The following is an 18,912-nucleotide window of genomic DNA, read 5'->3' as shown; positions in this document are numbered from 1 at the left end:
ACGGCCCGGTCGGTTGCTGAGGCCTGCATCCTGTTCGGCCGGGCCGTGCGCTGCTTGATGGGAGCTTGAAATTATCTTGAAAGCCTTGCAGCTGGGGACTCCCGAGCGATCGCGTCACGAACTGGCACCCGGCTCGAAGCCGTCACGGAACAGAACCTCGGCCGGCTGCAGGGTGACCGTGACCGTCGCGCCCGGATAGAACACATCGTTCAACTCGTCGTCCGGCACCTCGTCCAGAACGAACGCAAACCCCTCGCCGTTGGCCAGCCGCCCCTCGAGCAGTGCCCCGCCGCGCTGGCTGATCTCCACCGGAACGCCGACGGCCAGGCCGTCGAGGGGCGCGCCGTCGAGTTCGAAATCGTTGCCGATGATGTTCAGGGTGCCGCCGGCGAACACCTCCAGCCGCTCGTCGATGTCACCGCCGGCGTAGTCCAGCCGCGCCCCGGCATCGATGTCGAAGAAGGCACCGAGAATGCCGCCGGTCATGGTCATCACGGTCGGAGCCTCGAACCCGGAGATCGCCGACAGGGCCCCGATCGTCCCGCCGCGCAGGTGGATCTCGACGCCACTGTCCGCTTGCACATCGACCAGCGTGCCGTCGTCGACGTTGATCACGGCCTGGCCAAGCACCTGCAGCCCGTCGAGAATGGTGCCGCCGAGCAGATTGATCTCGACGTTGCGTCCCGGGAGGTAGAGCTGGCCGACGGTCAGCAGTGCGCCGACTTCGCCGGCCGGCAGCACATTGAGCTGGGTGTCGTCGGCCAGGGTCTCACCGAAGCCGATGACTGCGGGCGGCACATCGATGACGTTGGCGAAGCCGGCCGGATCGGATTGTGCGGCCGCCCCGCCGGTCAGCAGCAGACCGATCAGCACCACCATCCGCCCCCCCCGTGCCGACCCGCCGGGCCGCCGATCCTCGCGCCGCAGGCTCACGGGAACACCGGCGTGCCCGGCTCGAAGCCGTCGAAGAAGATGGCCTCGGCCGGCGGCAGCGGCGTCACCGACAACGAAGCCACATCGTTGCCGGGTTCGGGATCGTCGACGGCGCCGGAGATGGTCGCCCCGACCTCGAAGAAGCCCGAGGGCTGGACCCGGACGACGATCTGCAGCGCCTCGCTGCCGCCGGAGGCCAGGGCGCCGACGGTCCAGGTGCCCGAGGTGGGCGACCAGGCCGTGCCGGCCGGGGCGCTGTGCGAGACGTACTGGAGACCGTTCGGCAACGCCACGGCAACGGCCACGCCGCTGGCCGTGTCGGGGCCGACGTTCGATGCAGTTACCGTCAACGTGACCGTCTCGCCGATCTCGACCGGATCGGCATCGGCCGCCAGCGCCGCCGCAAGATCGGCCTCCGCGCTGACCGGGATCGGCGTGATCGTGACACTGTCGGCATCGTTGGCCGGCTGGGGGTCGGCGGTGTCGGCGCCAACGGTCGCCTGGGCCTGGTAGGGCCCGATGGGCTGGACCTCGACCAGCACCTCGAGCAGCCGGCTGTTGCCGCCGGCCCCGCCGGGCCCGGCCAGCGCGCCGATGGTCCAGCTGCCGGTGGAGCTGCCGGAAGCGAACAGGAACCCGGTGCCGGGCGGCGCCTCGTGCGAAACATAGCTCAAGCCCGGCGGCAGCTCGAGCAGCACCTCGGCGCCCTCGGCGGCATCGGGGCCGAGATTGGCCACTTCCACCGACAGGGTGACCGTCTCGCCCACCGGGGCCGTGGCCGGCGTTGCGGACAGCACGAGGGCCAGGTCGGATTCCGGCTCGATCTCGCCCAGCGTGACGTCGAAGGCGTTGTTGCTTCGATCCGGGTCGAACTGCTGCATGACGATCTGGCCCTGCAGGCGCGGCTCGAACTCGGCCAGCACTTCGACCGTCAGCGTCATGGACACCGAGTCGGCACCGCCCCCCGGCGCCGAAAGGTCGCCGAGGGTCCAGTTCTCCAGCGGCGGCAGATAGCCGCCCGGCGGCGGCGCGCTGTGACCGACGTAGCTCAAGCCGTCGCCCAGTTCCAGCTGCACGCTGAGGTTGTCGGCGGCTGCCGGACCGAGGTTGTCGACGGTCAGAGTGAAGGTCACCCGCTCACCGACGTCCGGCGCCGGCTCGTCGACGCTGACCGAAATCGCCAGATCGGACTGGGGGCCGCCGGGCCGGTAGACCAGGGTTGCGGTGTTGTCGCCGGGATCGGTATCGCGCGCATCGCTGCCGAGCTCGGCGGTGACCTCCTGGCCGCCGCCGGCATTGACCAGCCCGGTCACCTGCAGCTCCAGTGTGTCCGGAAAGCCGCTGGAACTGTCGCCGACCGCGGCCAGCGTGCCGATGTTCCAGGCGCCGGTCGCCGCGTCCCAGGTCGTGCCGGGCGGCGCCACGTGGCCGGCCGAGGTCCAGCCATCCGGCAGCGGCAGGCGGGCCCAGGTGCCGGTGGCAGTATCCGGTCCGTTGTTGGTGACGGTCATGCGGAAGGTCACCGGCTCGCCGTTGGCCGCGCCCTGCGGGTCAGCGCTCAACTCGACGATCGAAAGCTCTGCGCGCGGATCGATGACGTCGATGGCGAAGTCCACCAGGTTGTCGGCCGGATCGAGCTCGTGGCGCGAGTGGTCGGCATCGGCCGTGATGGTCCCGGTGCCGGCCTGCGTCGCCAGGAACACCAGCAGCAGTTCGGCACCGGCCTCGGGGCCCTGCGGGATCAGCGTCGGCGGCGACCACAGCCCGCTCAGCCCGTTCCCACCGATCTGGACCTGGCCGTCGGGCTGGATCTGCAACTCCGGCGGAAAGGTCAGCCGCACCGCGGCGTCGGTGATCGGGAACGGGCCGCGGTTGAGCGCCCGAAGTCGGACTTCGACCAGCTCGCCGACCCGCACCTCGGACGGGAACGACAGGACCGCGAGTTCCAGGTCGGCGAATCCGTTCAGTGCGGAGGTGGCGACGTTGTTGCTGTCGTCGGGGTCGAGACTGTCGGAGCGCGCCGATCCGGAAACGGTGTACTCACCGGACGGCCGCACCGTGGCCTCGAAGTCCAGCGCAGCCGCCTCGCCGGAAGGCAGCCGGCCGACCTGCCACTGGCCGGTGACCGGGCTGTAGCTTCCCTGAGTGGGCGGGAACAGCTGGCCGAGCTGGTAGCCGCTTGGCACCGGCAGCTGGACCACGGCGTTATCCGCTGACTCCGGACCATCGTTGCGCAGCGCGACGGAGAAGAACAGCGAGCTGCCGGGCACGGCCTCGGGATTGTCGTTGACCAGGACCAGACCGAGGTCGGACTCGATCAGCGAGATGTCGAAGGCCTGTTCGGCGACGTTGTTGCCGGGGTCGGGATCGAACTCGTTGCCGACGATCGTCGCGGTGGCCCGGTGTTCGCCTTCGCCGCGCACGCGCATGGCCAGCGACAGCGTGGCCGGCGCGCTGCCCAGGCGCTGCAGCGTCCACTCGCCGGTCTGCGGGTCCCAGCTGCCGTCGCTTTCGGTATGGGACAGGTACTCGAACCCGGTGGGAATCGGCACCTGCGCCACAGCGTCGGTATCGTCGGGGCCGAAATTGAAGGCGAACAGGTCATACAGCACGGTATCGCCGACATTGGCCGCCGCCTGCGGTGCATCGAAGCGCAGCGCCAGGTCGGACTGCACCGGCGGCAGGTCGGGACCGATGAAGCTGTGGATCGGCGAGTAGAAGGTCGAGAACGCGCGCTGCTTGCTCCGGCTCCAGGCCTCGATGCGCAGGTAGAAGGTCCCGGCCAGGCCCTCGAAGCCGTCCAGCACCCAGTCGCTGCCGTCGCGGCGCATCTCGCCGCCGCCGACCGGCTCCTCGAAGAACGCATCCGAACAGCACAGCGGCGCCACCTGGACGCGCGGCGGCCAGTTCACGGCCGGCGCGGAGCCGCCGAGTCGCCAGCGAACCTGCTGGCTGACCGGATCCCAGCTCACTTCCTGTTCGACCGCACCGGGTACCGACAGCCGGTTGAACAGCGAGCCCTGGGTTTCGTCCAGCCACATGCGACCGGCCAGCAGCAGCCGGCCATCCGGCTGGATCAGCGCGTCCTCGATCAGGCTGGGCCGGAATTCGGTGTAGCTGAACTCGCAGGGGTCGGGCGAACCCGGTGTGTCGCAGATTTCGAACTCGGCCGTGACGAAGGGCGAGGGGCCGAAGCCGGGGACATCGGCACCGTTCTCGTCGATCAGGCCGATCTCGCCGTGCTGAAACACATAATGCTTGCCGTCGGCGCGCGGCAGCAGCGTCGTCAGCTTCGGCGCATAGAACACGGATTGGTCGGCGGGACGGACCGTGTCGTTCAGGATCTCGCCCTGGTCGTCGAACACCAGCAGGCCGCTGAACGCGCGTTCCTCGCCGTCGATCTGCCTGCGGATGGCGCCAAGCGCAAAGACCCGGCCGGGCGCACTGCCGACGCCCTTGGTGCCCCAGACCCGAATACTGGGGTGGCCGTTCATGTCGGCCTGACGTTCGATCCGGGCATCGAAGCGCTGGTCGAGGCCACCGTCCGGATACAGCCGCGCCAGCTGCGCGCGACGCACGCCGTCGACCCAGCCGATCTTTCCGTACAGCAGGATCCGCTGCCGGTGGTCGAGCCGCGCGGCCAGGTTCGGTCCGTCTTCGGAATTCGACGCCGAATAGGCGTCGAACAGGTCCGGATCGAGGCGGATCTCGGTCGGAACGAACGAGGTATCGATCCCGCCGCCCGGCAGCGTCCGCTCGAGCAGAAAGCGCCGATCGTCCGGATCGCCGATCGGGGTGAAGGTCAGCAGCCGACTCGCGTACGGCAGGCCCTCGACCGACGGGCCGTTCGCAAGCACGGACCCGTCCGGGTTCATCCATGCATCACCGGCGGGCACCTGGACCCCGTTGACATCGGTCCAGTCGCCGCCACTGGACAAGCGGATCGACCGATCGGGATGGACCTCGATCCGTCGAGTGCCCCAGGCGGCCGGAAAGATCGGCGAGAAACTTCCGACCAGGTTGCCGTCCTCGCGCAGGCGGCTGAGGTGCCAGTTGCTCTGTCCGGTCTGGATGGCGGTGCCGAAGTCGCCGCCGACCAGTACCGTGTCATCGGCATCGAACGCAACGCTCCAGCCCATGTCGTTACGCAGTGAGTTGGTACTCAGGCCCCCGCCCGTCCCGAGACTGCGCTCGACCACTCCGCGCGGCGTGAGCCGGGCGATGCGCGGGCGCGAGATGGTGCCGTTGAAGTTGACGAAGGCCCCCGCCACGACGATCGACCCGTCGTCCTGGACGTGCGCGGCACGCACCGTCGACGACGGGTTCAGCAAGCCGCCGAAGTCGCCGTCCACCGAGCCACCCGGCAGCAGCCGGACGATGCGGTTGCGCAGCGAAACGTTTGTGAAATCGCCGCCGACGATGACCCGGCCGTCGGGCTGCAGTGCGATGTGGTGCACGGTGTCGTTGAAATTCGGTGCGCCGTAATCGAAATCGCGCGTGCCGTCGGCGAAGTAGCGGCGCAGTCCGCCGCTGAAGTCGCCACCGATCAGGATGCGGCCGTCGGGCTGGACCGCGATCGCGCGCACCGCGTCGCCGCCGCCGACCGCACCGGCATTGCTGAAGTCCGGGTCGAGGCTGCCGTCGGGCAGCAGCCGGTACAGCCCGCGGGCGCCGAAGCTTCCGTCGAGCTGCACCGTGCCGCCGATCAGCAGCCGGCCGTCGGGCTGCACCGCCAGCGCCAGCACCTCGCCGGTGAACAACGGCGGATTGAAGCTGCTATCGACCGTGCCGTTGGCGTTCAGGCGGGCCACTCGCGAAAAGCCCATGCCGCTGACCCCGGCGAAGGCACCGCCGATGTAGACCTTGCCGGTCGCCGGATCGAGCGCCAGGGCGTGCACCGTATCGCTGGGCGCCGGCAGCGCCGCAGCCAGGTTGCCGACCACGTCGATGCGCGCCAGCCGCGTCCGGGTCAGGCCGTTGATGCTGGTGAAACTTCCACCGATCAGGAAGCGGCCGTTGGCGTCGGTGACCGCTGCGTTGACCCGACCGTTCTGCACGTCGGGCATCAGGATCGGCCGCTGCTCGCCGTCGTTCTCGATCAACGCGACCTTGCCGCGCGCAAGCCCGCCGACGCTGGAAAAGCTGCCGGCGATGAACAGCGAGCCGTTCGGCCCGGCGGTCATGGCGCGGACCTCGCCGCCGGCGACCCGGGGGTCGAAGCCGTCGTCCAGGGTCTGGGCGACAAGGCGCGGACTGGCGGCCAGCAGCAGGGTCAGGGCCAGTGCCGGGAACAAGCGATCGAGCAGCGATGGACAGCGGATCATGCGGGTTTCCTCGTTGGATGCAGCGAACCAGGGAGCAGGAACAGCAGCGCGGCGGCACCGAACAGCGCGACGGCGGCGACGATGCCGATTCGATCCCGCGGCGACAGGCCGGGGCGGGCCACGGAACGTTCGGGGTGACGCGGATCGATCTTCACGGTGATCCAGTCGCCGTGGCGGTGATTCAGTCCGGCCGCACCCGAACCGGCACCGATCGCGAAGCGGTCACCGGCATACAACCGACCGCGGTGGATGTAGCGAAAGCCGAGCACCGCCGGGTCGCGGTCGAGCATCACGACCTGGGCCCGGACCGGCTCGCTGTAGCGAAAGTCGCGCTCGCTCCAATGGGGTCGAAGGGTCGCGGCCAGCACCACGGTGCCCAGCATCAGCAGACCGAGCCCGACCGCCCGGCGGGACCTTCCGTCGGGCAGTGCTGACGCTGGATACGATGCGCTCGTGTACGCTCCGGACATGACAAGCTCCTCGTTTGATGGCACTCTCGCAACCGAACGCCCGCGGCTTCCCGGTGACGCTCGTATGGCGGATCCACGATGCAACGAGGCCGACCGACATGCTTGAAACTAGCTTGAAATTAGCGTGAAAATAAGGACTTGCATCCGCCACCGGAGGATTGGACTGCGGCGGCGGCAAAGGGGACGCAGCGCGTGAAGATCCGTTTCGATCGCTTCGAACTCGACACCGACGAAAAATCGGTCACCGGCCCGGACGGCCCGATCGCGCTGCGGCCGCAGACCTTCGCGGTGCTGGTCTGCCTGCTCGAACGCGCCCCGGCGGTGGTCTCGCGCGACCAGCTGCTCGACGACGTCTGGGGCCACCAGGCCACCTCGTTCAGCTCGGTGGCGCAGACCATCAAGGAACTGCGTCAGGCGCTGGGCGATTCCAGCAGCGATCCGCGCCTGATCGCCACGCGCCGACGGCTGGGCTACCAGTTCATCGCCGACTGCGCGGTCGTGCCCGACGCCGCCTCCCGACCGACGCCTGCGCCCGCCCCCCTGCCGCCGTCGACCGAACCCGAGGTCGCGCCGCGGTCGGTCCTGCCGCGGGCCTGGCCTGCGCTGCTGGCCCTGCTGATCGTCGGCGGGCTGTGGCTGCTGCTCGTAGGCCAGCGTGCCGTCGACGCGCCGGCGGACGCCGAGCAGCCGCCGGTGATCGCGCTGCGCGGGATGGTCAATGCCAGCGACGATGCCTCGCTGGACTGGCTCGCCCCGGCGCTGGAAACCTACCTCGGTCACGCGCTGGTCGAACTCGGCGGGTTCCGGGTGCTGACCGTGGACCCACAGGGCGATGGCGCGAACGCGGCGCTGGACGGGGTCGACTTCGTGGTCGAGGGGCGCTACCTCAGCGCCGGGATCGACGGTGCGCGCCTGGTCGCCCAGCTGCGCCGGCCCGGCAGCGGCGAGATTCTCGGCAGCCTGGAGCGAGGCCACGGCGACTGGGACGTGGCCGAACTGACCATCGGCATGGCCGACGCGATCCGCCAGCGGCTGGGCTTCGATCGCCCGCCGGCGGCCGATGCCGCCGGCCTGCGCACCCGACTGCCGCGCGCCGTGGCGGCGCAGCGTGGCTACTTCGATGCGCTGGCCGCACTGGCCGCACTGCAACCCGATGAAGCACTGCGCCGCATCGCGCAGGCCCGCACCGAGGCGCCGGATTCCCCTCGGCTGGAACACCTGGCCAGTCTCGCGCATGCCGAGCGGGGCGATCTCGAGGCCGCGCGGGCCAGCAGCCAGCGCGTGCTGGCCGCGACCCGGCTGTGGCCACGCCGCGATCGGCTCGACCTCGAGGCGATCGCGGCAACGCTGGGCTTCGACCACGACCTGGCCGCCGACCGGCTGCAGGCGCTCAACGAATTCTTCCCCGAACCCGAGGTGTCACGCCGTCTGGTCGGGGCCCAGATTGCCGCGGGACGGCTCGCAGCCGCGCGCGAAGCGCTGGACTCGCTGCGCCTGAACCTGCCCGACGATCCCCGGGTGGCCCTGCTCGATGCCGAACTGGCCGAGGCGGCCGGCGATCATGCGCAGCAGCTCGAGGCCGCGCTGCGCGCCATGCCGCTGGCCGAGGCATCGGCGCCCGGACTGGTGGTCGAAGCCCGGCTGGCCGCAGTGCGCGCGCTGATCGGCCTCGGCGACATGGAGACCGCGGCCGAACGGCTGGCGGCCGTCGACGATACGTCCGGCAACCTGCTGCAGCAGGCCCGGGCCGTGCTGCTGGCCGCCCGGATCGATTTTCTGCAGGGCCGACTGGAGCCGGCGCTGGCCTCGGCCGAGACGGCGCTGGAGGCCTTCGATGCCATTCCGGCGCCGATCGACGCCGCCGAGGCGCGCCTGACCCTGTCCGACGTGCTCGAGCGCAGCGGCCGGCTGGCCGAGGCCACCGAAGCGGCCCAGGCCGCCATTGCCGAGTTCCAGCGGCTGGCCGATCTGCGTCGCAAGGCGCGCGCCCAGGTCCGGATCAGTACCCTGCTGGCCCGCCAGCAGCGGCTGGAGCCGGCCATCGAGGGCCTGGTCGAGGCCGCCAGTCATTTCCGCCAGTTCGGCGATCGCCAGGGCGAGGCGGCGGCGCTGCTGAACCACGGCCTGCTGCTGGCTCGTTCGGGCCGGCTGATCGACGCCGAACCCTTGTTCCAGCGCGCCCTGGACGCATTCCGCGATGCCTCGGACCTTCGCGGGGAGGCCCTGGCGCTGGGCAACCTGGCCGCGATTGCCGGCGACCGGCGCGACATGCGTCGCTCGATCGAACTGGCCGAGGAATCGCTGACGCTGTTCGAACTGCTGGGCGCGCAGACCGACATCGCGCGGGTGTCCTACAACCTCGGCCTGATCCACCGCCGGGAGGGCGACCTGCTCAGCGCCGAGCTTCGCGTCCGCCAGGCCGCCGACGCGTTCGCCGCACAGGGCGCAGTGCTGATGCAGACCCGGGCCCTGACCACGCTGGGCGCGATCCTGGTCGGCGCCGGCCGGCTGGAAGACGTCGATGCCGTACTCACCGAGATCGACGGCCTGGCGATCGAGGACGCCGCCGAGCTGGCCGTGGTTCACAACGTGCGCGGCGAGCGGGCGCTGCAGCTGGGACGCGTGACCGAGGCCCGGGCCGAATTCGATGCCGGTCGAGAATTGATGGCGAGCATCGGCGCCGACAACCATCTGCTGGTCTCGCGCCTGAACCTGGCCCGCGTGGCGCTGGCCGAAGGCGCCCTGGTCCAGGCCGAGCAGGAGGGCCGAGAGCTGGCGCGACGCTTCACCGAGATCCGCGTCCCGCACCGCGAAACCGACTCGCTGCTGCTGGTCGCCGCGGCGCTGGTCGAACAGGGGCGCGACGAGGAAGCCCGGACCGTGCTGGCCGACATCGAAGCCCGTCTCGATGCCGCGCCCGACGCCGAGCAGCGCCTGCGGGCTGCGCTGTTGCGCGGCCGCGTCTCGGACGCCGAACTCGCTCGACAGCACCTGGCCTGGGTCGAAACCACCGCCGGTCAACAGGGCTTCCTGCCGCTGATGGCCGCGGCCCAGGCGTTGGGCCGCGCCGCCGACGGGCAGTGACCGCAGGCGCGGCGGTGCCGCCGGCGGCCCGCGACGTACCCGCCTTCGCCCGCACGCGGCCTTCGAGAGGCCCTCGTCCGGCAGCGCGAGAATTTCGCCTGTTGCAGGGAGCGTGCTCGCGAACCGGCCGGGCCATCCCCTGGCCGACCGAACCGCCCGCTGACCCGAGACGTCAGCGGCCGGCCGTCTCCTGCCGGTCCAGCCTTGCCGCGACCTCGTCCATCGCCGCCCAGGTCAGGGGCAGCAGCGGTACGTAGGTCCCGGCCAGCCCGGGAAACGCGACCAGGCTGTCGAAGTGCTGGGCGTTTTCGATCTCGCGGTATTCGAGTTCGTCCGCGCCGGCGGTGCGGGCGGCTTCGATGTACGGGCGGGCGCTGAACGCGGCCGGGATCAGGCCGTCCCGGCGACCGTGCAGCACGACGATCGGGATCGCCGGCAGCTCGGCCGTCGCCCGGGTGGCCTCGACGGCGCGGCGCAGCGCGCGGGCGTCGGGGCCGTCGCCGGTCCACAGCGCCCGCAGGCAGGCCAGGCGCTCGAAGTGGGGGTCGGAGGACTCGCCGTCGACCGGCTGGACCCACTCCACACCGCCGCCCGGCACCACGCCCGACGAGGTGGCCCACCACAGGTTGCGGGCCACGGCACCGGCCGCGACGGTGGCGCCCTCGGGGCCGCGCACGCCGCTGGTGTAGCCGCAGGGCATCGCGTCGACCGAGCTGCGCAGATACGACGAGGCGTAGAGCGCCGCGACCGAGCGCCAGACGTCCAGCGTGACGTTGACCGCGACCTGGGTCAGCGCGTGCTCATCGAAGCCGCCGGCCTCGAGGACTGCACGCGCCGCAGCGGGCGTGGGTTCATCGATCAGGCCGGCGGCGGCCAGCGATTCGCAGCGGGCCCGGGCCGGGCCGACCAGCATCGGGTTGGCCAACGGCAGCCCGGCCAGCGCCTGCGGATCGGCCAGCAGGCAGGGTTGAAACAGCGCGGCCTCGGTCGCGTAGTCGAACAGCGGCCGGGCGCCGGGCGGGGTCACGTTGGGCGCGGCCACCACGGCGGCGTCGAACAGCCCCGTCGGCGCCTGCTCGAGCGCGCGCAGCACCGCACCGCCGCCGTTGGACAGGCCGACGGCGATCACGCGGACCTCCGGCATCGGTTCCGGTCCGGACCACAGCGCCTCCAGCGTTTCGAGGCCGAAGCGCGCCGCCTCGATCGTGTAGCGGCCCCAGTCGGCCTCCGGGTGATCGCCGGAATGCGCGTGCGGCAGCGACACGCGCAGCCTATCCAGCGCGGGCGGTGCGAACCCCAGCGCCGCTTCGCCGCGGGCCGCGCGGGTGCCGTCCAGCGTCACGCCGGTGTCGCTGGGATGATCGAACAGGTCGGTGCCGGCGCCCTTGTCGGTGGTCGCGAAGGCACAGCCGCGCGGCAGCGCCCACGGCCCGCCGACCGGCAGCGCGCCGTAGATGCCGCGCGAGCCCGACGAGGCCGACACGACCAGGCAGGGACGCGCGGTGTCGAGCGCATCGGGCACCTGCACCATCAGCCTCGCCGGGTGCCGGCGGCCCGGCAGCCGGACCCAGCCGTGACGCTCGACGCCCGGGATCGCTGGCAGCGCTTCGAGACCCGCCCCGGAACTGCGATCGATCAGGCCGGCGTAATTGCTGTGCACGGCCAGCCGACGCAGCTCTGCGGGCGTCGGTGCGGTTCCGTCTTCGGGCAGGCGCGGTGGCTGGCGCAGCCCGTCCAAGCCGAGCCCGGCGGTCAGCAGATCGGCATGGCGACGGTCCTCGCCGCGCTCGATGTCGGCCTTCGGTGGGCCGGACCCGGCGCAGGCGGTCAACACGACGGCAGCGAGAATGGACGGCAGAACAGGGGAACGGCGCATGATCGGAACCGGCGGGATGGACACTGTCCCGCAATCTAGCACTCGCGCAGACGGGCGCAGGCTGGACTTTGGTACACCTGCCCGGACCGGGAGCCGGTGCTAGATTGGCATCGTCCCGTTACACGATCTCGACCGCCCATGAGCGCCACCCCCCGCCGCATTCTCGTCACCGGTGCCGGCAGCGGCATCGGTGCCGGCATCGCCGAACAGCTGGCCACCGACGGCCACGAACTGATCTGCACCGATCTCGACGCCGAGGCGGCCGAGCGCACCGCCGCCGGCATCCGCGACCGCGGCGGTCGCGCCCGCGGCCATGCGCTGGACGTCACCGACGATGATTCGGTGGCCGCCGTGCTGGCCGCGCTGGACGGCCCGGTCGAAGTACTGGTCAACAACGCCGGCCTGCAGCACGTCTCGAAGCTCGAGGACTTTCCGATCGAGCAATGGGACCTGCTGATCCAGGTCATGCTGACCGGCGTGGCCCGGCTGACCCGCGCCGTGCTGCCCGGCATGCGCGAGCACGGCTTCGGCCGCATCGTCAACATCGGCTCGATCCACTCGCTGGTCGCCAGCGCCTACAAGAGCGCCTACGTCGCGGCAAAGCACGGCCTGATCGGCTTCTCGAAGGTCATCGCGCTGGAGACCGCCGATGCCGACATCACCATCAACACGATCTGCCCGACCTACGTGAAGACCCCGCTGGTCGAGAAGCAGATCGCCGACCAGGCGCGGATGCACGGGCTGAGCGAGGACGAAGTCGTCGAGACGATCATGCTGAAACCGATGCCGAAGGGCGTGTTCATCAGCTTCGAAGAACTGGCCGGTATCGCCGCGTTCCTGATCTCGCCGGTCGCGCGCAACATGACCGGCCAGGCGCTGGTCGTCGACGGCGGCTGGACCGTGCAGTAGGCCGAACGACGACCGACGCATCGACGTCGATTCGCCTTCGTTCGTCCGAGCGCGTATCCTCTACGCGGAATCCCTCGCGCGGTCTCTCGGATGCTTCGAATCGTCATTGCCGACGATCACCCGCTGTTCCGGGCCGCCCTGGCCCAGGCGGTGGCCGCCACCGTCGAGGCCGTCGAGCTGCTCGAAGCGCCCGATTTCGACACCACGCTCGTGCGCCTGACCGACTCGGCGCCGATCGACCTGGTCCTGCTCGACCTCCACATGCCCGGCAGCCAGGGCCTCGCCGGCCTGGCCCGGCTGCGCGGCCTGCACCCCGAAGTCGCCGTGGTCGTGGTCTCGGCCAACGAGGATCCGCGCGTCATCCGCCGCGCGCTCGACCAGGGCGCGGCCGGCTTCATTCCGAAAAGCGCCGGTCTCGACGAACTCGGGACGGCCATCGAAACCGTGCTCGACTGCCGCAGCTGGGTGCCGGAGCGGCTGGCCGCCGCCGTCGATGCCGAACACGCCGACGACGAGGACGCCGCACTGGCCCATCGAATCGGCCAACTGACTCCGCAGCAGTACAAGGTCCTTTCGCGCGTCGCCGACGGCCAGCTCAACAAGCAGATCGCCGACGACCTGGGCATCCAGGAACGCACCGTCAAGGCCCACATGAGCGAAATCTTCCAGCGCCTGGGGGTCCGCAACCGGACCCAGGCCGGCGTGGCGTTCCGCCGGCTGGAGTTGATCGAGCCGGCGGCCCGGATCGAGGACGGTTAGCAAGTCAACAGCAAACCGGCATGCCGATCGCGATCGAACGAGGACCGGACGCGTGTGCGCCGGGCCTCGTTCGACCGGCTGCGATGCTGTCCGCAGCCGACGCCCCACCGTCCCCGGGCCTGCGCTCAGTCCACGGAAAACTCCGCCGCTGGCAGCGCGAACGCCGGAATTTCCGGCATTTCCAGCCGGCGTTTCAGGCGATCCAGCGCGGCGCGAATCTCCGACGTGCCCTGGTAGGCGAAGCCGTCGAGCTGTCCGGGCTGCGACGGGACGGTCGGCAGGTCGGGCGCGCGCGCGGTGTCGGCCAGGACGACCGGTGCATAGGCGCTCTGGATCAGCGTATCGGGGCCGGGGTCGGCCGCGCGGACGAGACGGACCTGGACCTGGGTGCGGTCCGGGAAGTGGACGATCACGGCGGCGTCGCGGTCGTCCGGACCGAGGCCGAGGAAGCGGCGAACGGCGCGGACGCGCGGGTCGTTGCGGTCGGCAAACGTGCAGCGTTCGAGCCCGTCGATCCAGCACTGGACGCGCTGGGCCAGGATCGCACGGCTGCGGCCGGCGGCGCCGTGCTCGGGGCCGACCAGGTCGATGGCCGAAGGAATCTGCTCTTCGAGCCCGAAATCGGCGATCCGGATGGCCTGGCTCGATTCACCGTCCCAGGCTTGAGCGCTTGCGTGCTGGACGCCGACAAGCCACATCCAGGTACCGAGGAAGAGGACGAAATGCGCCTTGATCGATCGAACCATGTTCGGACTCCATCAGCGTGATTGGCCGTGGGATCGAAGCTAGCGAGGATTTCTAGAGCGATCACCCTAGTGGGCCATGCGGCAAATGAGGTGGCACTCGGCCGTCGCACCCGCGTCGTATGCAAGGCCCGCGAGTGCGGGCGTCCTTGCCGGGCCGTCGAGCGAGCGGAACGCAGCATACGGTGCGGGTGCGACGGCCCTTCGGGCGCCACTCTGCCGGCGCGACTCGGCGTTGCGTTTCCTGGCAAGGGAGCGGCCATTCCCTGCGAAACGCGCCTTGATTCGCGCCGGCACAGTGGCTCTGAGCGTTACCTGATTTGTCGCATGGCCCACCAGACACGGAAGCGCCAGGCGGAAAGCGCCCAGGCCTCGGTTCTGAATGGATTCATCTCGATCGGATCCGATCGCCGCAGGTGCCGAAGGCCCGGCTCAGGCGACGACCAGGCGCTCCCAGAGCCGGTTGATCCAGGTCATCAACTCGGCGATGAAGGGCTCGCCGACCGTCTCCGGCTCGACGCTCCAGCGGTCGATGTCGGGGTGGCCGGGCGCGGCGTATTCCCAGTCGATCAGGATCAGCGAATCACCGAGGTCGAGGATGTTGGCCGGGACCAGGTCGTGGTGCACCAGCCGCGCCGGCCAGGGCGCGCCATCGAAGGCCTCGAGACGCGGCTCGAAGTCGCGCCATGCGCGGTCCAGCCGAGCGTCGAGCCGACCGGCGCTGGCCAGGCGGCCCAGATAGGCGCGAAGGTACTCGGCATAGGACCGCCGCGGATGATCGAGCTCGATCTCGCCGAGCCGCTCCAGCAGCGGCCATAGCCGGTCGCGCTGGGCACGGTCGAACAGGTCGCGCCCGGTCCATGGCTGTCCGTCCAGCCAGGGAAAGACCACGAACCGATGCGCCGGGTCCCAGTGCAGGAAGGGGCGCGACAGGCCGGCCTCGGCGGTGCGAACGACAATGTCGCGCTCGCGCTCGCGGTCGATCCCGAGCCGGCCCGGATCGGGGCAATTGATCCGCAGCAGCAGGTCGTGGCCCAGCCCGGGACCGGCGAGCCGGAAGGTGCGATTGGTCCGGCCGCCCGGCACCTCGCCCTGCACCCGCGGTCGATGGGTCAGCGGCAGCGGCCAGTCGCGCCAGCCGTCCAGGACGGCGTCGGGTCGGGTCACGGCCGGAATCATCCCCGCGCCGACGCCGCGCCGGGCGCTCGCTCGTCCCTTCGCCAGCGCTGCCAGCCGAAGACCGAGATCACCAGGTAGGCCGCATGCAGGGCGGCCGTGGCCTGCATGCCGCGGTCGAGGAACAGCACGACGGCCAGGCTGTTGATGACCATCCAGTAGGCCCAGTTCTCCAGCACCTTGCGCGCGACCATGAAGGTGGTCACCACCGCGCCCCAGGTGATCAGGGCATCGAGATAGGGCCGGGCCGCTTCGCTGTGGTTCGCCAGCACGGCCCCCGTCAGCAGCGCGGCCAGCACGATCACCGCGATGGCCCGCGCGTGGGCGCGCAGCGGCCAGCGACGCACCGGCAGCGGCGTGTCGGCCTGCCCGCCGTGCTGCCAGTGCCACCAGCCGTACACGGCCATGGCCATGTAGTAGACGTTCAGCGCCGACTGCATCAGCAGCTGCACGTTCCAGAACAGTACGCTGAAGATCGCCGTGCTGGCCAGGGCCGCCGCCCAGCACCAGCGACTCTGGCGCACGGCCAGCAGCAGGTAGGCCAGCGCCAGCGCCACGGCCAGCAGTTCCCAAGCCGAGGTCTGCGCCCAGGCCGCGGTCATGCGATCGAGCCAGGCGGGCTCAGAAGGCATAGCTGGCCGACACCCCGAAGGTGCGCGGCGCGCCGAACTGGAAGTACGGCTCGACCGCGTAGCCGTCGCGAGGATCGTTGCCGAAGCTGCCGAAGCCGCGGGTCCGGATCGTCTCGTCGGTCAGGTTGCGCGCGAACAGCGCCAGGTCCCAGCGCGGCGTGCGGTAGCCCAGCCGGAGATGGAGCAGCTCGTAGGCGTTCGATCCGACTTCGTGTCGGCTGGAAAACCGGAAATCGTCCTTGGCCTCGACCTCGCCGCGCAGCGTCCAGCCCGGCGCGAAGGCCCAGACCGCGCCCAGCGCCAGCTGGTAGCTCGGCGCCTGCGGCAGTTCGCGGCCGTCCATGTCGAACGGCGTCCCGCTGTCCGGGTCGGCCTCGATGTGCGAGAAGTTCAGGAAGTCGACGAACTCCGTTTCCAGCAGGCCCACGCTGGCGAAGGTCTCGAAGACGCGATTCACGCGCCAGTTCAACTCCAGTTCCAGTCCGTAACTCCGAGCGGCCGCGGCGTTGGTCTGGTAGTCGATGAATTCGCAGGGACAGGCCTCGCCTTCGATCGGCAGGACCAGCGCCTGGTCGGTCTGCACGTCGTCGCGGTCCTGGAAGAAGACGGCCGCACGCAGATCGATCCGGTCGTCCAGGAGTCGCGTCTTGACGCCGAGTTCGTAGTTCCACATCGACTCGGTGTCGTAGCGGCGCTGGTCGTCCGGCACCGCCGAGTCGCTGTTGACGCCGCCGGCCTTGTAGCCGCGCGAGGCCAGCGCATACCAGAGCCCGGCGCCGGTCCGGTACTCCAGCGCCAGCCGGCCGCCCCACATCCCCTCATCGGTGTCGAAGGCCGCGCCGTCACTGTCGGCGTAGCGCGCGTCGCGCTGCTCGTAGCGCAGGCCGGCAACCAGCGTCCAGCGACGCGCCAGCGGGGCATCGATGCGACCGTAGACGGCGCGGTTCTCCGTGTCGTAGTCGCTGAAGAAATCCTCGGCCTGGAAGGTGTAGACGCGCTGGAGTTCCTGGACCTGGTCGCGTCCGTAGGCGCCGACCACCCAGCCGAACTCGCCGGGTGCCGAGGCCGAGACCGCGCGGACGTCCAGCGTGGTGTTGTCGTTGGCGCGGATGTAGTTGTCGAACGAGGAGTAGGCATCGAACACGCAGTCGAACACCTCGCAGAAGCCGATGAAGCTCCAGTCCTCGTCGTAGCCGTACTCGAGGTCGGCCTCGACCCGGCCGAGCAACGCTTCGACCCGGAAATCGCGATGGGCCCGCCAGTCCACGCGCGCCGAGCCGGCCCGCGTTTCCTGGCGGTCGAAGCCGGGCTGGTCCGACAGCGTGGTGCGCGTGTTGTCCAGCGAGAAGCCGTCGTAGCCGTTGTCGATGTCGAGGAACAGGCCGGTCAGGTCGACCTGCAGGTCGGCACTCGGCTGCCAGCGCAGCTTGGTGCGGAGCGTCTGTTCGTCGATCCGGCCGTTGTCGTCGATGCCGAGGAAGGCGTTGTCCTGGAAGCCGTCGCCCTGCACCGTCGAATACGCCGCGCGGAAGCCGAGCGTGTCGCCCAGCGGACCGGACAGCATGCCCTCGGCGGCGCGGGCGCCGTAGTCGCCGAGCCGGCCGGCGAAGCGGCCGGTCAGCACGTCGGTCGGGCTGCCCGAGACCATGTTGATCATCCCGGCCAGCGCGTTGGCGCCGAACAGGGTGCCCTGCGGCCCGCGCAGCACTTCCACCTGCTCGATGTCCACGGTCGTCGCCGCACCGCCCAGGCCGGTCAGGTCGATCCCGTCGATCAGCAGGCCGACCGAGGCATTCATGGGCTCGACGAACTGGCTGCGCTCGCCGATGCCGCGGATCTGGAAGAAGCGTCCGCGCGAGGCACCGGTCGAGAAGTTCACGTTCGGCGCCAGGTTCAGCACCTGCTCGATGTGCTCGGCGTTGCGCGCGTCGAGGGTCTCGGCGCCGATCACCGTGGTGCTGCCGCTGGAATCCAGCAGCCCGCGCTCGCGGAATTCGGCCGTGACCACGATGGGCTCGTAGACCAGCACGTCCTGGTCCTCGGGCTCGGGCGGCCGCTCGGTCTGGGCGAACAACAAGGGGGAAACCGCGATCAGCGCGGCGGTGGAAAGAAGCGTTTTCATGGTCGAGAGTCTCCGGTCGAAATCCAGTGGAGACCCGGTCTGCACGTTGGGAAACGTCTGAAGCGCGGCGGCCGCGAATGCGAATGCAGACACGCTGCCTTGCGGGTTCCAGTCCCTACGCCGGCATGAACCGGATCAGGTTCGACGGGTCCATCCGGATGGATGTCTCAGGCGCGAACGCCGCCCCGCGGAAGTTCGTCGATTGTATCCGGGTTGGAGGACAGTCTGGGGGTGGAGAGTTCGGTGGCGCCGAGACGGCGTGTAGTGGTCGAGGGTCGGTTCTGGCTACTCGTGATCCTGGTCTCTGGTTGCAGCGTCGACTTCGAGTGTGACTTCAACTTCAGAAGCGTTTCGCCGCTGGCTGCGCCAGCTGATGCGAGGCAGGCTTGTCATGACCATCGTGGCCCCGATGGTCATGACAAGCGCCGCCATCCGGTCAGCGCCTCGCCGGAATCGACTGCTGGAGGGAACTTGCTCGCGAACCGGCCGGGCCGACCTTCGCCCGCAAGCGGCCTCCAACAGGAACCTCCGCCAGATCCGCCTGTTGGAGGGCGCTTGCGCGCGAACCGCCCCCGCCACCCTTCGCCCGCGGGCGGCCTCCAACAGACGGAAGCAGCGCCTCGCCGGAATCGACTGTTGGAGGGAGCTTGCTCGCGAACCGGCCGGACCACCCTTCGCCCTCAAGCGGCCTCCAACAGGAACCTCCGCCAGATCCGCCTGTTGGAGGGCGCTTGCGCGCGAACCGCCCCCGCCACCCTTCGCCCGCAAGCGGCCTCCAACAGACGGAAACAGCGCCTCGCCGGAATCGACTGTTGGAGGGAGCTTGCTCGCGAACCGGCCGGACCACCCTTCGCCCGCAAGCGGCCTCCAACAGGAACCTCCGC

The 18,912-nt window shown here is 70.2% G+C and carries 11 protein-coding genes and 1 riboswitch; of the genes, 3 read left to right on the top strand and 8 right to left on the bottom strand.

Going from position 1 to position 18,912, the window contains the following annotated elements; translation table 11 throughout:
• Window positions 1–114 precede the first annotated feature (114 nt).
• Genes HFP89_RS13140 through HFP89_RS13130 form a run of 3 tightly spaced genes read right to left on the bottom strand, consistent with a single transcriptional unit; the run spans window position 115 to window position 6,727 of the window.
• On the bottom strand, window positions 115–933 hold the full coding sequence (locus HFP89_RS13140; RefSeq protein ID WP_168718126.1) for a hypothetical protein: 819 nt from the start codon (window positions 931–933) through the stop codon (window positions 115–117).
• Window positions 930–6,257, bottom strand: a complete 5,328-nt coding sequence (locus HFP89_RS13135) for a DUF11 domain-containing protein (RefSeq protein ID WP_168718125.1) — start codon at window positions 6,255–6,257, stop codon at window positions 930–932. Before HFP89_RS13135 ends, HFP89_RS13140 begins: the two co-directional genes overlap by 4 nt.
• A complete protein-coding gene (locus HFP89_RS13130; RefSeq protein WP_168718124.1) occupies window positions 6,254–6,727 on the bottom strand; it encodes a hypothetical protein in 474 nt (157 codons plus the stop codon). The genes HFP89_RS13135 and HFP89_RS13130 overlap by 4 nt, the downstream gene beginning before the upstream one ends.
• 192 nt (window positions 6,728–6,919) lie before the next feature.
• On the opposite strand from HFP89_RS13130, the gene HFP89_RS13125 reads away from it, so the two are divergent.
• Window positions 6,920–9,811, top strand: a complete 2,892-nt coding sequence (locus HFP89_RS13125; protein ID WP_168718123.1) for a winged helix-turn-helix domain-containing protein — start codon at window positions 6,920–6,922, stop codon at window positions 9,809–9,811.
• Window positions 9,812–9,983: 172 nt separating this feature from the next.
• Here the strand turns inward: HFP89_RS13125 and HFP89_RS13120 are convergent, their stop codons facing one another.
• Window positions 9,984–11,687, bottom strand: a complete 1,704-nt coding sequence (locus HFP89_RS13120; protein WP_168718122.1) for a 3-hydroxybutyrate oligomer hydrolase family protein — start codon at window positions 11,685–11,687, stop codon at window positions 9,984–9,986.
• 138 nt (window positions 11,688–11,825) lie between these two features.
• Between HFP89_RS13120 and HFP89_RS13115 the strand changes: the two genes are divergently transcribed.
• A complete protein-coding gene (locus HFP89_RS13115) occupies window positions 11,826–12,596 on the top strand; it encodes a 3-hydroxybutyrate dehydrogenase (protein ID WP_168718121.1) in 771 nt (256 codons plus the stop codon).
• 90 nt (window positions 12,597–12,686) lie between these two features.
• A complete protein-coding gene (locus HFP89_RS13110) occupies window positions 12,687–13,355 on the top strand; it encodes a response regulator transcription factor (protein ID WP_168718120.1) in 669 nt (222 codons plus the stop codon).
• A gap of 125 nt (window positions 13,356–13,480) precedes the next feature.
• Here the strand turns inward: HFP89_RS13110 and HFP89_RS13105 are convergent, their stop codons facing one another.
• The 4 genes from HFP89_RS13105 to HFP89_RS13090 all read right to left on the bottom strand — a co-directional run bounded on the left by HFP89_RS13105 (window position 13,481) and on the right by HFP89_RS13090 (window position 18,028).
• Window positions 13,481–14,101 (bottom strand): hypothetical protein, encoded by a 621-nt coding sequence (locus HFP89_RS13105; protein WP_168718119.1) that lies wholly within the window; start codon window positions 14,099–14,101, stop codon window positions 13,481–13,483.
• A gap of 429 nt (window positions 14,102–14,530) precedes the next feature.
• Window positions 14,531–15,265 (bottom strand): phosphotransferase, encoded by a 735-nt coding sequence (locus tag HFP89_RS13100; protein WP_168718118.1) that lies wholly within the window; start codon window positions 15,263–15,265, stop codon window positions 14,531–14,533.
• A gap of 8 nt (window positions 15,266–15,273) precedes the next feature.
• Window positions 15,274–15,906 carry a nicotinamide riboside transporter PnuC gene (pnuC, locus tag HFP89_RS13095; protein WP_206212366.1) on the bottom strand — a complete coding sequence of 211 codons (633 nt, stop codon included), beginning with the start codon at window positions 15,904–15,906 and terminating at the stop codon, window positions 15,274–15,276.
• Window positions 15,896–18,028 (bottom strand): TonB-dependent receptor, encoded by a 2,133-nt coding sequence (locus HFP89_RS13090; protein ID WP_168718117.1) that lies wholly within the window; start codon window positions 18,026–18,028, stop codon window positions 15,896–15,898. The genes pnuC and HFP89_RS13090 overlap by 11 nt, the downstream gene beginning before the upstream one ends.
• Before the next feature lie 94 nt (window positions 18,029–18,122).
• A riboswitch (TPP riboswitch) is annotated at window positions 18,123–18,226 on the bottom strand.
• Window positions 18,227–18,912 lie beyond the last annotated feature (686 nt).

The organism is Wenzhouxiangella sp. XN79A, assembly GCF_012272825.1.
Lineage (GTDB): Bacteria > Pseudomonadota > Gammaproteobacteria > Xanthomonadales > Wenzhouxiangellaceae.
Note: the sequence above shows the minus strand (reverse complement) of the source record. Positions and strands in the feature narration are given on the sequence as shown.

Coding starts and splice junctions, on each gene's coding strand:
- pnuC (WP_206212366.1), bottom strand. CDS start 15,906: ATGCCTTCTGAGCCCGCCTGGCTCGATCGCATGACCGCGGCCTGGGCG.
- HFP89_RS13115 (WP_168718121.1), top strand. CDS start 11,826: ATGAGCGCCACCCCCCGCCGCATTCTCGTCACCGGTGCCGGCAGCGGC.
- HFP89_RS13120 (WP_168718122.1), bottom strand. CDS start 11,687: ATGCGCCGTTCCCCTGTTCTGCCGTCCATTCTCGCTGCCGTCGTGTTG.
- HFP89_RS13110 (WP_168718120.1), top strand. CDS start 12,687: ATGCTTCGAATCGTCATTGCCGACGATCACCCGCTGTTCCGGGCCGCC.
- HFP89_RS13130 (WP_168718124.1), bottom strand. CDS start 6,727: ATGTCCGGAGCGTACACGAGCGCATCGTATCCAGCGTCAGCACTGCCC.
- HFP89_RS13105 (WP_168718119.1), bottom strand. CDS start 14,101: ATGGTTCGATCGATCAAGGCGCATTTCGTCCTCTTCCTCGGTACCTGG.
- HFP89_RS13090 (WP_168718117.1), bottom strand. CDS start 18,028: ATGAAAACGCTTCTTTCCACCGCCGCGCTGATCGCGGTTTCCCCCTTG.
- HFP89_RS13135 (WP_168718125.1), bottom strand. CDS start 6,257: ATGATCCGCTGTCCATCGCTGCTCGATCGCTTGTTCCCGGCACTGGCC.